This window comes from Leptospira yasudae, from assembly GCF_003545925.1.
GTDB lineage: Bacteria > Spirochaetota > Leptospiria > Leptospirales > Leptospiraceae > Leptospira > Leptospira yasudae.
The window spans coordinates 611290-624831 of sequence record NZ_QHCU01000002.1 but is presented as its reverse complement, the minus strand read 5'-3'; the positions used below and the strand labels follow the sequence as shown (position 1 = coordinate 624831).

The 13542-nt window shown below is 46.3% G+C and carries 13 protein-coding genes and 1 pseudogene; 7 read left to right on the top strand and 7 right to left on the bottom strand.

Translation table 11 applies throughout. The features are described from left to right. Nucleotides 1-127 precede the first annotated feature (127 nt). On the top strand, nt 128-1474 hold the full coding sequence (locus tag DLM76_RS08195) for an LA_0442/LA_0875 N-terminal domain-containing protein (protein ID WP_118964879.1): 1347 nt from the start codon (nt 128-130) through the stop codon (nt 1472-1474). On the opposite strand, the gene DLM76_RS08190 is transcribed toward DLM76_RS08195, so the two are convergent. The 3 genes from DLM76_RS08190 to DLM76_RS08180 are packed head-to-tail and all read right to left on the bottom strand — an operon-like array spanning nt 1456 to nt 3030. Beyond that, the gene (locus DLM76_RS08190; protein WP_118954067.1) at nt 1456-1785 is read right to left on the bottom strand and encodes a helix-hairpin-helix domain-containing protein; all 330 of its coding nucleotides are present in this window, start codon (nt 1783-1785) and stop codon (nt 1456-1458) included. The genes DLM76_RS08195 and DLM76_RS08190 overlap by 19 nt on opposite strands. Next, on the bottom strand, nt 1782-2543 hold the full coding sequence (locus tag DLM76_RS08185; RefSeq protein ID WP_118964878.1) for a HesA/MoeB/ThiF family protein: 762 nt from the start codon (nt 2541-2543) through the stop codon (nt 1782-1784). Before DLM76_RS08185 ends, DLM76_RS08190 begins: the two co-directional genes overlap by 4 nt. Nucleotides 2544-2556: 13 nt before the next feature. Then, nucleotides 2557-3030 (bottom strand): HEAT repeat domain-containing protein, encoded by a 474-nt coding sequence (locus DLM76_RS08180; protein WP_118954069.1) that lies wholly within the window; start codon nt 3028-3030, stop codon nt 2557-2559. 169 nt (nt 3031-3199) lie between these two features. On the opposite strand from DLM76_RS08180, the gene DLM76_RS08175 reads away from it, so the two are divergent. After that, entirely contained in the window at nt 3200-5521 is a 2322-nt protein-coding gene (locus DLM76_RS08175) for a M48 family metallopeptidase (RefSeq protein ID WP_118964963.1), read from the top strand. Nucleotides 5522-5647: 126 nt separating this feature from the next. After that, a complete protein-coding gene (locus DLM76_RS08170; protein ID WP_118954070.1) occupies nt 5648-6808 on the top strand; it encodes an LptF/LptG family permease in 1161 nt (386 codons plus the stop codon). A gap of 79 nt (nt 6809-6887) precedes the next feature. Here the strand turns inward: DLM76_RS08170 and DLM76_RS21695 are convergent. Continuing rightward, nucleotides 6888-7112: pseudogene (locus DLM76_RS21695) on the bottom strand (hypothetical protein). Here DLM76_RS21695 and DLM76_RS08165 point away from each other — a divergent pair. Then, nucleotides 7111-7635, top strand: coding sequence for an LIC10415 family protein (locus DLM76_RS08165; RefSeq protein WP_118954071.1), 525 nt, complete (start codon nt 7111-7113; stop codon nt 7633-7635). The pseudogene DLM76_RS21695 and the gene DLM76_RS08165 sit on opposite strands and share 2 nt — an antisense overlap. A gap of 265 nt (nt 7636-7900) precedes the next feature. Here the strand turns inward: DLM76_RS08165 and DLM76_RS08160 are convergent, their stop codons facing one another. The 3 genes from DLM76_RS08160 to DLM76_RS08150 form a co-directional block, all read right to left on the bottom strand. Continuing rightward, the gene (locus tag DLM76_RS08160; RefSeq protein ID WP_118954072.1) at nt 7901-9226 is read right to left on the bottom strand and encodes an adenylate/guanylate cyclase domain-containing protein; all 1326 of its coding nucleotides are present in this window, start codon (nt 9224-9226) and stop codon (nt 7901-7903) included. A 206-nt stretch (nt 9227-9432) separates the two neighbouring features. Next, nucleotides 9433-10128 (bottom strand): O-methyltransferase, encoded by a 696-nt coding sequence (locus DLM76_RS08155; protein WP_118954073.1) that lies wholly within the window; start codon nt 10126-10128, stop codon nt 9433-9435. Beyond that, nucleotides 10125-11309, bottom strand: a complete 1185-nt coding sequence (locus tag DLM76_RS08150) for an acyl-CoA dehydrogenase family protein (RefSeq protein ID WP_118954074.1) — start codon at nt 11307-11309, stop codon at nt 10125-10127. Before DLM76_RS08150 ends, DLM76_RS08155 begins: the two co-directional genes overlap by 4 nt. Nucleotides 11310-11367: 58 nt before the next feature. Between DLM76_RS08150 and DLM76_RS08145 the strand changes: the two genes are divergently transcribed. From DLM76_RS08145 to DLM76_RS08135, 3 genes are all read left to right on the top strand, one after another. Continuing rightward, the gene (locus DLM76_RS08145; RefSeq protein ID WP_118954075.1) at nt 11368-11709 is read left to right on the top strand and encodes an LIC10362 family protein; all 342 of its coding nucleotides are present in this window, start codon (nt 11368-11370) and stop codon (nt 11707-11709) included. 82 nt (nt 11710-11791) lie between these two features. Next, nucleotides 11792-12553 carry an electron transfer flavoprotein subunit beta/FixA family protein gene (locus DLM76_RS08140; protein ID WP_118954076.1) on the top strand — a complete coding sequence of 254 codons (762 nt, stop codon included), beginning with the start codon at nt 11792-11794 and terminating at the stop codon, nt 12551-12553. Nucleotides 12554-12564: 11 nt separating this feature from the next. After that, nucleotides 12565-13524 carry an electron transfer flavoprotein subunit alpha/FixB family protein gene (locus tag DLM76_RS08135; protein ID WP_118964877.1) on the top strand — a complete coding sequence of 320 codons (960 nt, stop codon included), beginning with the start codon at nt 12565-12567 and terminating at the stop codon, nt 13522-13524. The last annotated feature ends 18 nt before the right edge of the window (nt 13525-13542 follow it).

Sequence of the window (13542 nt, the reverse complement as noted above, 5' to 3'; positions counted from 1 at the left end):
CCGTTTTCTCAAGGTTTAAATTCGAATATCTTTTCCATCGAATTTAATCATAAGATTTTTAAATCGAATTGCGGGATTTCATCGGTGTGTTAACATTCCCGTTATTGTGTTTCAGATCGAAAGGCTTATGAAAAAAAATATTACCTATCTTATAATAATCATTCTTCTTTTTTCTTTTTCGCTGCGAAGCGAAACCCTTCTTTTAAAGTCCGGTCAAAAGATGGAGGGACATATCGTAAGCCAGGATAAGGAATCGGTGACATTCAAACTCGACGACGGAACCGTAAAGGTTCTTCCGAAAGCAACGATCCGAAAAATCTCGTTCGCAAAAATTCCGGATGCTACGACGAAAAAGGAACCGCAAGTAAACGAGGAAGAAAAGAAAGCCAAAGAAGCCGCCGAACTTGCAGAAAAACAAAAGAAAGAAGCGGCCGAACTCGCAGAAAAGCAAAAGGCAGAATCGGAAAAACTAAAAGCGAAAGAGGAAAAGGCCAAAAAACGAGAGCAGGAACTTTCGGCTTCCAAAAGACATTATCTCGAAGCTTCCTTCGGGGCCGGAAGCGGAAAGGAGCAAACCGAGCTTCGTCCCTTTTATCAAACGATTCAATACGCGGGTTTACTGTTCGGCGGTTCGGGACAAGCGGAAATTCTTTTGGACCCGTACAAGTCGACGAACAGCAGTTCGACAACTCGTCTTAAATACGCATGGAACCGGTTTACGGTCGAGCTGAGAGGAACCGAAGCGAAAGGAAACATAGACGTCAGCGGTATTCAAACGTTAGCCTTCGGAACGGGCGGCGGTTCCTCTAGTTCCGGCGAAAGAGCGGCGAACCTGATCGTAGGCGACGCGAATACGAAATTCCAAAAGGTTTCCTCCCGTATCGGTTTTACTCCGTATCCGCACCCTGTTTTGGACGTGCAGATTCTCGGAGGCGTGGAAAGAATCTGGTCTAAGACCAGTCAGGAAGTGGACAGTTTCGGACAGACGACCGCAAGCGGAATCAATCCGAGCCGCATTAGCTTTCGCGAATATTCTCAAACTCATAAAGGGATTAGCTACGGAATCGGGTTCGAATTCAGGTTTTTGGAACGATATACGTTTCAGGGACAACTGCTTCATCTGACCATGTCGAGCCCTTCCAGCCTGCAAAATTACGAATATAGAACGGACTCCTCCACTTCCACGATCCGTCTCAATTCGATAGGTTTGGATTATTGGTGGAAATCGACGGGAACCGAAGTCAATCTCAAACTTTCCGCGAGAGTCGTCGGCAATTTCAGCGTTTTTGCGGAGGGAAGCAATATGACCCTGAAAAACACGCTTCAAACCGGATACATTACGGACAACGAAGGCGGTAGCGAACAGATCGGCTTGAAGATCTTCGGGCCGAGAATTTTGATTCCGATGTTGTACGACTCGAAAACCGTTCTGACGTATTTTCAAATCGGCGGGAATTATCGTTTCGACTTTTGAGGTTTTTCGGAATCCTTCCAGTTCCACCACTTGAGTTTTTCGGCGTTCGGCTTTTTCGTATTCAACGCGTAGTGAACACATCGAAAAACGTAAAGCATACAACGATCCACGTAACCTCCGTGAAGATCGCAGCAGCGAACGTATAATTTTTCGGGATCTTCGGTTTGGATTTCGTCGAGACTTCTAAAACCGAGATTCCAATAATCCATTGCGATCGATTTTCCCACTCCGGGAAGCGTCTGAAATTCCTTCAGAATATCCGATTGGTCGAGATATCCTTTTCCTATTTTAGAAGTTTCTTTTTTACTCATAGATGAGAACAAGCCTTGCAGTCCTGCCGTTTGATTAGCGAAACCTTATGAAACTCCATAGACTTCGATTCGAGCTGAAGCATGGAACCGAAAACTCCGGGAGATTCCGAAGCGGTAAGTCCGAGCAAAAATTTTACGGCCTCGGTCGCCTGAATGCTTCCGATGATTCCGGCCATACTTCCGATCACGCCCGCTTCCGAACAACTCGGGATCGCGTTCGCCGGAGGAAGAGTTTCATAAATACAACGATAACAAGGATCGATACCCGGACGAATTCCCAAAACCATCCCGTCAAAACGAAGAATACCCGCGATTAAAAGAGGAATCTCCAATGAACAACAGACGTCGTTTGTTAGAAACTTAGTTTCGAAATTATCCGAACCTTCCAAAACCAAATCGCTGTCTTTCAGAAGCTGCTCCGCATTCTCCGGATTCAAACGAACCGGGAACGATTCGATCTCGATGTACGGATTCAATTCTTCGATTCTATGTTTTGCCGTTTCCGACTTGGAAAGACCGATCTCCGAATGTTTAAACAGAATTTGTCTTTGCAGGTTCGTGGTATCGATCGTATCCGAATCCAAAACTCGGATCTTTCCGATTCCTGCCGCGGCGAGATAATAGAGAGCGGGAGAACCCAACCCCCCGGCGCCGATCACGGTGACTCGGGAGGACTTGAGGGCTTCTTGACCCTTTCGTTTTACTTCATCCAGAAGAATGTTCCGGGAATACCGGCTGATTTCCGGAGGAGTCAACAAGGTCTTGAGGAAATTAGAGTTTTAACTTCTTCTTGATAAGATCCAGAAAATCGGAAACGAACTCGTCTCCTCTGCGATTCTTATCCGCGTATTCGAACGCTTCTTTTGTGGAATCTTCTACTTTTTCGTTTTTAGTCGTGATGTTCAAAAGAGAAGCGAGAGAAGCGTAAACGATGTCTCCGTTTTCGGAGGAAATAATTTTATTCTTCAGAGCGATGGTCGCGTCGCCCGGCTCCGCGATTCTTCCCAAAGCGATCGCTGCAGCGGAAGCAACCTTCGGTTCGTTGTTACGATTGAGAAGATTGATGAGTTCTGGGATTGCGGATTTTTCCTTATTCTTTCCGAGCGCAACCGCGGATTCGTATTTTTCGGAATCGGAACCGGAAGAAAGAGATTTGATATGTTCTTCCGTGGATTTTTCGGCAAACAGGGCGCCTGTTGTAAAAGAAACCGCGAACGCAATAGCAAGAAGAGAACGAAATTTCATGAGTGACTCCTTTCCTTCGGAAGAATCGCGCGGTGAAACGAAAGCGTCAATCCAAATATTCGCCCTCTCTGCGCGGGTTTTAACCGGTTCTTTTCGTTTTGTGTCTTTCGTTTCAATCTTGACCGATAGAACAAACAATCGCAAAATCCTCGAATTCAAGGACGTTGTTATGGATCACTTATACCCCGCAAGCCCCGCGAATATTCCTTCGGATCTTACCGGATTGAACCGGGCTCACAAACGAAATCTTTGGCTGACCGTAATCGGTCTGGTTCTTTTTCTTCTCGTATATCTCGCATTAAGCGGATGGTTCGCTTGGTCGTCGTATTCCTTGATTCGACACGGATTGGACGAAGGCGGAGCGGGGATTTATTCCTGGATCGCGGGAATCGGTTCCGGGTTGATCGCCGTCTTTATGATCAAGGCCTTGTTCTTCGTAAAAAAGGGAAGCGTGGAAGAAGAATACGAAATCACCGCCAAAGACCAGCCCCAACTGTTTCATTTCTTATACCGTTTAGCGGACGAAACCGGAGCGCCCCGTCCGCACCGAGTGTTTCTTTCGCCGAGAGTCAACGCGTGCGTGTTTTACGATTTATCGATGCTCAATTTTTTCTTCCCTTCCAAAAAGAATTTGGAGATCGGACTCGCTCTCGTAAACGTACTGAGCATCAGCGAACTCAAGGCCGTTCTCGCTCACGAGTTCGGACATTTCGCACAACGCAGCATGGCGGTGGGAAATTGGGTTTATATCGCGCAGCAGATCGCCGCGCATTTAATCGGAAGAAGGGACGCGCTCGATGATTTTCTTCGTTCGGTTTCGAGATTCGACATTCGGGTCGCTTGGATCGGTTGGTCGCTTCGCTTAATCATTTGGTCCTTGCGATCCGCTCTGGAATCCTTTTTCAATCTTGTCGTATTGGCGCAAAGAGCGCTTTCCAGAGAAATGGAATTCCAAGCGGACCTCGTGGCCGTTTCGGTTACGGGAAGCGACGCATTGATTCACGCGCTTCATAAACTGCAAGCGGCGGACGAAGCTTGGGAAACGACCCAAGGTTTTCTTGTCGATCAAGTTCGTTTGGGAAAAGCGGCCAAGGATATTTTTCCGGTTCATTCGAAAATCATCGATAAGTCTAGAAATCTTTGGAACAATCCGAATTACGGAAGGGTTCCCGAATTGCCTTCGGAAAATCCGCAGGGACATCGTATATTCACGTCCGAGATCGCTCAACCTCCGAGAATGTGGGCGACCCATCCTTACAATCATGAAAGAGAAGCGAACGCGAAAAAAAGATACGTTCCCGGTTTGCTCGACGATCGAAGCAGTTGGCTGGTGTTCGACGACGCGGATTCTCTTCGTGAAAAATTCACGGATCGGCTTCTTGCCCGTTACGAAACCGAGCTGAGCAAGGACGCGGAAATCCTGAATGCGGTGGATCAATTCTACGAAAAGGAATATCTAAATAGTCGTTATCGAGGCGCGTATTTGGGAAGATCCTTTGCACGTTATGCGTCATCTCCAAATGAATTTTACGGAGCGAAGATCGATTCCGTTCCGGACGCATTGAACGAATTGTATCCGCCGAGTTTAACGGAACAGCTGGAGAAGCTCCGCTCTCTTGAAAAGGAAAAAAATCTTCTGACCGCGTTGAAGGAAGGATTCTACACTCCTCCCGACGGAATCATCCGATTTCGCGGAACGGAACTCAAAAAAAAGGAACTTCCCTCGGCCATCGAAAGTTTGGAGAAGGATTGTAAGGAACTGCAAGAGGAGGTTTTCGCGCACGATCAAAAATGCAGAACGGCCCATCTCAGAGCGGCGGAACAGATCGGCCAAGGATGGCCCGAGTATCTGCGCGGCTTGATGGACTTGCTTCACTACGCGGTTCACTCGATGGAGAATATCGAGGACAGCAGGGCTTTGTTGAACAACGTATATGCGGTCGTAACGGCGGATCGGCACGTGAGCAGTCAGGAATTGATCCGTCTCGTATCCGCAGGCAATCAAGTCTACGACGCGATCGAGGCCGTGCACAATCATAAGCAAAACATAATATTAGATTCAGAACTTCTCGAGCGTTTGGAATTGAAGGATTGGAATTCCGCGTTCAGCGAATTCAAATTCACCCGTGCGACCGAAGACAATATGCAGCAGTGGTTGGAAGTGGTCGATTCCTGGATCAACGAGGCGATCGACGCGCTTTACGCGCTGAAACAAGCGAGTCTCGAAAAACTTCTTCTCGCGGAAGCGAAGATCGCGGAAAAAATCCGGAATCCGAAAACGAAAATGGAAGCGGCCCCTTCGCCGTCGAAATCCGTTCCCGAATATCCGACCTTGGTTCCGGGTCAGGAACGAAAACTACAAACCCGTTTGGATCTTTGGGATCGGTTTCAAACCGCGGACGGATTGATTCCGGGAATTCTTCGGTTTGCGGTTGCGGCGGGAATCATCAGCGGAGCCTTGTATCTCACGAGTTTTGCGGTTTTTCGATAGGATCAAATCGCCATAGAAAACCGTGGGCATATTGTCCCACGGGAAGATTCGAATTTCAAACTCTCTTGTGGTTGTCATTTCGCGGAGTTCGTTCAGAATGGCGGAAGTTCCGAAAAATAACCGAGTATGACATCGATTCCGTTGAACTCCGATTTTTTTAAGTCCTTCTTCCGCAAATGGAAGGAAGAATTTTTTCCGCCGAAACTCTTAGATCGATATTTATTCGGGGAATTTTTTAAGATCTTTATCGGAACCGTGATTCTTCTCACGGGAATCATGCTGCTTTCTCTTGTAAACGACAACATGCGGAATTTCACCGCGACCAAAGCCCCTCGTTATCATGTCGCATTATTTTTAATCTACAGTCTGCCGAAGATCATCTCGACCACGGTCGTATCGATGTCCTTGATGTTCTCGATCTGTTTCACCGTGGGCCAATTTTCCGTGAACAAGGAACTCGTATCCATGATGGCCGCGGGCGTTTCCTTTTTCAGAATCGTAGCGCCTCTCATTCTATTCGGAATTTTGATGTGGGTCGTTATGCTGCTCGGAACGGAGTTCATCGTAAGACCGGTCAACAAACTCGCCAAGATAGAACACGATACTCTCACCGAAGGGATGGGAACCCTCGCCAACAGCGTCTATCAGTTTCACGTAAAAGGAAAAGAGGGATTTTATTATTTATACTTCTACGATCCCGATAAGGACGAAATCAACGGCGGATTCAATTATATCCGTCTTCGACCCGACGGTTCTCCCGAAACGGTGATCTCTTCCTTAAAGGCAAAGTATAACTACGATACGAGACTTTGGAAAATGAAGAAGGTCGAAGAATGGCATTTCGACAACGACCTTAAGTTGTCCTCTCAAGAATCGTTCGACGAAAAGGAATACGAACTTCCCGAAGACCCCACTTACTTTAAGGTTCCCGCCGGTTCCGTGGAAGAAATGAATCTCTTTCAACTCGGAGAAGAGGAAAAACGAAGAATTCAAAAAGGACTTTCCTACGGAGATGTTCTTACGGAAAAACATTCCGTCTTTGCTTTGCCGATGATGACGATCATCGTAACGTTGATCGGAACGATTGCGGGATATTTTACGAAGAAAACGGCGGGAGTCGCATCGCTCGGAATCACGATCGGAGTCGTGTTGATTTATTATATCTTCAACTCCGCGGGAAAATCCCTCGGTGAAAACGGAGTGATTCCCCCCTTCGTAGGAGTTTGGATCACGCCCGGACTTTTTCTCGGATTGTGTTTCTGGATGTTTCGAAAAATGAATCTTTAGCGCCTTCTCTCATACTACAATTTGCATAAGAATTTGGAAATCGCGGAGTTTCAGGAGACAAAATCGAAGCCCCATCCGCTCAAAAAATTATTAACAGCTTTAGCGCGAACTGAATTTTTTTTATAATTCCGGAAAAAAAATTCATTTATTTCAGAGAGTTCGTCCGATATCTAGTATAGATTGTCTCCAGAAGTAAGATCTTTGATGCGACATAGAATCCTTCAGGAAAGAAGTTCCTACTAACGTTCACGCCAAGTCGGTAAATTCTTTCCGGATCCGAATTCTGAAGAGGAGGAAAGAACATGGACGTTCCACTCACAAATCTGATAAGCTCTGCGGAAAAGCTGATCCGCGATAAACGGTCTTCCGTTAGCGGCAAAACCGTATCCGCTCAAGATGGACAAGGAAGTCTGGATAAAACGGAATTTTCATCGGGACTCACTTCCCGTTATCTGAAAATTCAGGAAACCCTTTCTAGTCTTCAGGGAGAATTCTCCCGCGAACAAATGAAGCTCGGAGTTTTGAACGAAGGAGCCACGCCGAACAGCGAACTCATCAACATTCTGTTCGGGGAAACCCCGTTGTTCCGAGAACTCGCGGAGAATCCGGATATCGATCAAGCCGTTCTGAAAGAGCAAATTCAGGAAAAGAAAAACAAACTCACAGACACGATCCGTAACTTAGAAGTAGAATCCGAGAATATTTTTTCCGTCGGGATGCTCAAAGGTCAGGAGAATTTCTCCAAATCCCTCGAAGCGATCACCGGTAAAAACGTTCAAATGAAACAGCTCTCCGAAAGAACGATCGAGAGATTGATTAAAGAATAAGAATCGGGGAATACGAAGTTTTCATTCCCCGTTTTTTTTAAATCCGGGACTCCATTCTCAGGAATCCAAACCCAAGCTTTGTAAAAGCGCTCAACGTTCCCTTCTCTCTGCTAAAACTTTTGCCTCAGAATTCGTTTCTTTTCTATCGATCGCATCGAATTCGTAACCGCTCAGTTTCAAAAAAACAATTACGACTTAAAACCCTACAAACGTATCAAAGATTTATTTTGTTTCCCGATCTCAAAAGTCCGAACAACGCAGAGGTTTAAACTTTATCCAACTCGTAAACGTCGACCGGTTCTTCTCTTCCTTTCACATGAATGGAAGAAAGATGTCTGCCCGACATCGTCGTTTTAATTTCCTCGTAAACCGCTTGGGTTACCAAAAGTTTCGTTCCGAATTGTTTATTCAATTGTTCGACCCTGGATGCGAGATTCACGACGTCTCCGATGATCGTATATTCTTTTCTCGTTTCAGAACCTACGTTACCCGTCATCGCTTTGCCGGTATGCAAACCGATTCCGATGCTGGTTTCGGGAATCTTACCTTCCTGATTTAGAAATTCGATTTTCCTGAGAATTTCCATCGATGCATCGACCGCATTCTTCACGTCGTTCGATCCGTCCGAAAGAGGAGCGCCGAACACAGCCATAAAACCGTCCCCCAGAAATTTATTGATCATACCGTTGTGTTGATTCACGATATCGATCAAATGACTGAAGATGTAATTGAGATAATCGATCACTTCTCCGGGAGCCCTTTTTTCGGAGAAGCTGGTAAAATTACGGATATCCAAAAATAGAACGCAGACGCTTTTGAACTCGGAAAAGTTTTCGTTCTTTTGTTCTAAAAGCTTATCCACGACGTCGGGTGAAACATACTGACCGAACATACCGACCACTTCGTTCTTTTCTTGAACCGCTGAAATTGCGGAAATCAAGGAACGTTTTAGTTGAAGCCCCACCAATCCCGCCGCTACTCCGCTGAATAAAAACAAAAGCCCTTTGGAAACGAAAGGCACAAACGTGTTGAAAAATTGAATCGGCATCGGAATCGGATTCTGCGGAATATAATAATATGCTAATGCAAACAGTTCTACTCCGGCCAAAAATCCGGTAAATACGCTCAACCAGAACTCGAGTCGTAAAACCGAAAGAATGATGAACATAAAGAAAATCATCACGGCCGGAGAATACAATGGAATCAAAGGGGACGCGAAAATTTTAACGTTTAACCAAATCAGCAATCCGATGGCGGTTATCTCCACGAATACGTTCACGAATCTCGCAAAAGGAATGATGTTTTTCTTATTCTTCAAAAATCGATTGAAGATTCGATTCGCGATCCATTCGTAAACGGCGATCCCTATGTTCACTCCGAGAACCGGATAAAAAGGGATTTCCCCGCCGATCTCTTTCTTAATCTTTTCATTAAAAACGGTGAATATGATTCCAATCAACGCGGACGTAAAAGAAAAAAACATACAGAGAATTTTGGTTCGAACGATTTCACTCTTTAGGATTTCATAAGACAAAGGATCCAAGGACCGCTTTTTAGATGTATCACTCGTTTGTTGAAATGGATTCACGATTTTAGCTCCAAATAGTTTGCAGACCCAACTCTAATCAATGAATCTATCAAAGCGGGAAGTATCTTTTGAATGAGGTTTACGAGAAGGAAACTATAAATCCGATCGAAGATCGAAAAAGAACCAAACTATTTCGGCTGAAAAAAGAATTTGGAGTGAGTGAACGATTTATTTTCCGCGCAAGAATCAAAGCGCTTAACGTTACAACGTTACTTCTTTCTCACCAAAGAAACTCCGTCCGCGATCGGAACCAAACTTACATCCACGGACTCGTCGCTGTGAATCATTTCATTGAGTTTGCGGATTCCAATTGTGGAGATTTCCTGATGCGTCTCATCCGCTACGCTTCCGTCCCAAAGAACGTTGTCCACTATCAACAACCCTCCGGGTTTGAGAAGCTTAAGAATCAACGGATAATAGTTCGGATAATTCTCCTTGTCCGCGTCCAGAAACACCAGATCGATCGTAGAAGAACCGAACGCAAAATCGGACGCCCATTCCGGCGCGGATTTAGAATCTAAAATCACTTGCAAAGTTTCTAATGCAGATCCGATCTTCAAACGGACCTTGGATTCAAGACCGTTTTCTTTCCAATGTTTGCGAGCGATCGTCGTCCATTCTTCGCTGATATCGCAGCAAAGAATTTTTCCGTCCGACGGAAGCGCGCTCGCAAAACAAAGGGAAGAATATCCGGTAAACGTTCCGATTTCGATGATTCGTTTGGCGCCGCTGAGTTTGGTGAGAATGTGGAGAAACTGCCCTTCTTCCGGGCTGATTTGCATGTTGGCTTGAGCCAGTTTGCCGGTCTCTTCCCGCAATCTTCGAAAAGAGTCCGGCTCTCGAACGGAATTCCGGAAGATATACTCTTCCAGTTTTTCCGTGAGCTGTATGTTCTTTCTACTCAGGCGATTCCCTCGTAGATCTTTTTCAAGTCGGCCACGATATTCTTCTGCATCGCCTCGTTCGTTCCTCCTCCGATGGAAAGAAGAATCGAATCCCTATGCAGTCGTTCCACAGGATATTCTCTGCAATATCCATAACCGCCGAGCGCTTGGATCGCATTCCGAGACACTCGTTCTGCCATTTGAGTCGCGACCAATTTCGCGGAAGCGGCTCCAAGAGAATTTCGACTATCCGGGTTGATTCCGCTTGCGACTTGATACACAAGCGCACGAGCCGCTTGATAATCGGCATAGGATTCCGCGAGAAGTCTTTGGATTTGTCCGAACTCGGCGAGCTTTTTCCCGAACGCTTCTCTATGACGAATCGTATAATCGGCCATGATGTCCACGCAACGTTTTGCGATTCCCAAGGATTGAGCGGCAAGGGTCACGCGTTCGATTTCGAGGTTTCGCATCATGTGAACGAGAGCCCCGTCTTCCTGACCGACTAAATTCTCCGCAGGAACTTCACAATCTTCGAATATAAGCTGCGTGGTCGGAGAGGAACGCATTCCCATCTTCTCCTCTTTTTTACCCACGCTGAATCCCGGAAAAGCGCTCTCCACGATAAAGGAGGTCATCTTTTTGGAATCCTTATTCATCTTCGCATAAACTAAGAATACGCTTCCCGTATTTCCGTTGGTGATGTACTGCTTGGATCCGTTTAACACGTATTTGTCGCCCTTTTTCACGGCGATCGTTCTCATTCCGAGTACGTCGGTTCCCGCTCCGGGTTCCGTCATCCCCATTCCGCCGATCCATTCTCCCGAAATCACTTTGGAAAGATACTTCGCTCTTTGCGCGGGGTTGGCGCTGTGATAGAAATTGTTTACGAATAGAACTTCGTGAGCCAGATACGACAGCATAAATCCGGGATCGTAAGCGGACATTTCCTCGTGGATGATCACCGCGGCGACCGCGTCCAATCCCATTCCCCCGTCTTCTTCCGGAACCGTTACTCCGAAAAGTCCCAGTTCGGCACCCAATCGTTTAAACAAAGGAAGATTGAACGTTTCGTGATCGTCATTCTCCTTCGCCTGAGTATCCATGTTCTCTTTCGCGAATTTCGCTACGTTCTCCCGAAGAGCGAGGTGGTTCTCAGTCGGGTTGTATAAATCATTCGGTTTTTCAAGTATAGCTCTCATATTGTCCTCTTCTCTAATATCCTTTTCCCCACGACTAAAACAGCTCGACAGAGAATCTTTGTTTTCCAAAAACTATCTTATGATCTACGCTCTCATTTTGACAATCCTTTGTGGACTTTTTTTATTTCTATATTATAAGAGCGCGGCTCAAAAAGGAAACACGGGAAATCCGTTCCGATTGTCCTCGATTCGTTCCCGATTCCAAGACGCTCTGAATTCTCCCTTTCAAAAAGAATCGCTTTTTCTGCTTCTGTCTCTTTGTGCCTGGATGCTTTTGCCCCTATTTTGGGGACTTGCGTTTTTCATAAAGACGGACGCAAACGTTCTGATCGTAATCGGATTTATGATCTGGACCTATTACTGGTTGAAATATCTGCTTTCGACCGAAGAAGCCGCTTAGACCCGTCGAAAAAGTGGTTTGCACGACATAGACACAAGATTTTTGTGTTTAACAGCACTAATTTTTTTGGAGTACCCATTTAATGAAAATCATCGTATTAGTGAAACAGGTACCTGACACCGAAACCAGTATTAAAGTAGGGGATAAATCCATCAACGAAGCCGGAATCAAATGGATTATCTCTCCCTATGATGAATTTGCTATCGAGGAAGGGATCAGACTGCGCGAAAAGCACGGCGGAGAAGTAATCGCCGTTTCCCTCGGACCGGACAGAGTCGTTGAGGCTCTTAGAACCGCTTACGCAATGGGCGCAGACCGTGCGGTTCACATCAAGGTTGACAACTACGTTCCTTTCGACACGAACAACACCGCTGAACTGATCGCAAACTTCGCGAAAGCGGAAAACGCGGACGTAATCATCGGAGGAAGACAATCCATCGATACGGATTCTTCTCAAGTAGTGGTTCAAGTTGCGGAACTTCTTTCCATTCCTCACGTTGCTTTCGCGGTTAGCCTTGAAATCAACGGAACTGCGGTAAAAGCTACGAAAGAAGTAGAAGGCGGAACTCAAACCGTTGAAACTTCCACTCCTGTCGCTCTTACGGCGCAAAAAGGATTGAACGAACCTCGTTATCCTTCTCTCAAAGGAATCATGACTGCTAAGAAAAAGCCGGTTGAAACGAAATCCGCTGCGGATCTCGGAAGCCCTGCTAGCAAAATCGAAGTTGTTGGACTCGAACCTCCTCCGCCAAGAATTCCAGGTAGAAAACTGGAAGCGGCTGACGCGAACGGTTTCGCATCTCAACTCGTTAAAGCTCTCAGAGAAGAAGCTAAGGTTATATAAGGAGAACACCAGTGAGCAACGTATTAATTGTTGGCGAATTGAAAGACGGAGAACTCAAAAAGATCTCCAGAGAAATCACTTCCGCAGGTAGAAAAATCGCTGATTCTATCGGAGGAAAAGTTGTAGCTCTTCTCATCGGAAGCGGAGTTGAAAAACACGCTCCTGAATTAGCTGCAGTCGGTGCGGACACGATCATCACCGTAAACTCCGGAGAGTACAACGCGGAAACGTATTCCACGATTGTTGCGGAAGTCGTAAAAGCGCAAAACCCTGCGGTAGTTCTTCTTCCACATACTTCTCAAGGAAAAGATTATTCTCCTCGCGTAGCCGTAAAGGTCGGAGCGGGAATCATCGCGGACGTTGTGGGATTCTCCGTTGACGGAGGAAAGGTCGTAGCGAAAAAGCCGATCTACTCCGGAAAAGCGTACGCAAACTTCAAAGTTACGAGCGCGATCCAAGTTTTCACCGTTCGTCCGAACTCTCAAGAAATCACTCAAAAAGCCGGAGCGGGCGCTGTGGAAGCGGCTTCTCCTTCTGCGGGCGACGCAAAAGTAAAAATCGTTTCTACCGATCTGAGCGGCGGTTCTAAGGTTCAGTTGACCGAAGCTTCCATCATCGTTTCCGGCGGACGCGGGATCAAAGGACCAGAGAACTGGCCGATTCTTCAAGAACTTGCAGACACTCTCGGAGCGGCTCTCGGAGCTTCTCGTGCGGCTGTGGATGCTGGCTGGATTTCTCACTCTCACCAAGTCGGACAAACCGGAAAAACAGTTTCTCCAAACTGCTACATCGCTTGCGGTATTTCCGGCGCGATTCAGCACTTAGCTGGGATGGGATCTTCCAAGTATATCGTTGCAATCAACAAAGACGGAGACGCTCCGATCTTCAAAGTTGCGACTTACGGTATCGTAGGCGACCTCTTCGAGGTAGTTCCTGCGGTGACTGCTGAGTTCAAAAAAGTACTTGGATAATCAACCTGCGAAACGAAT

Bases quoted from the DNA above. Each gene is read 5' to 3' on its own strand.
- DLM76_RS08175 (WP_118964963.1), top strand. From the start codon at position 3,200: ATGGATCACTTATACCCCGCAAGCCCCGCGAATATTCCTTCGGATCTT.
- DLM76_RS08195 (WP_118964879.1), top strand. From the start codon at position 128: ATGAAAAAAAATATTACCTATCTTATAATAATCATTCTTCTTTTTTCT.
- DLM76_RS08140 (WP_118954076.1), top strand. From the start codon at position 11,792: ATGAAAATCATCGTATTAGTGAAACAGGTACCTGACACCGAAACCAGT.
- DLM76_RS08165 (WP_118954071.1), top strand. From the start codon at position 7,111: ATGGACGTTCCACTCACAAATCTGATAAGCTCTGCGGAAAAGCTGATC.
- DLM76_RS08150 (WP_118954074.1), bottom strand. From the start codon at position 11,309: ATGAGAGCTATACTTGAAAAACCGAATGATTTATACAACCCGACTGAG.
- DLM76_RS08180 (WP_118954069.1), bottom strand. From the start codon at position 3,030: ATGAAATTTCGTTCTCTTCTTGCTATTGCGTTCGCGGTTTCTTTTACA.
- DLM76_RS08170 (WP_118954070.1), top strand. From the start codon at position 5,648: ATGACATCGATTCCGTTGAACTCCGATTTTTTTAAGTCCTTCTTCCGC.
- DLM76_RS08190 (WP_118954067.1), bottom strand. From the start codon at position 1,785: ATGAGTAAAAAAGAAACTTCTAAAATAGGAAAAGGATATCTCGACCAA.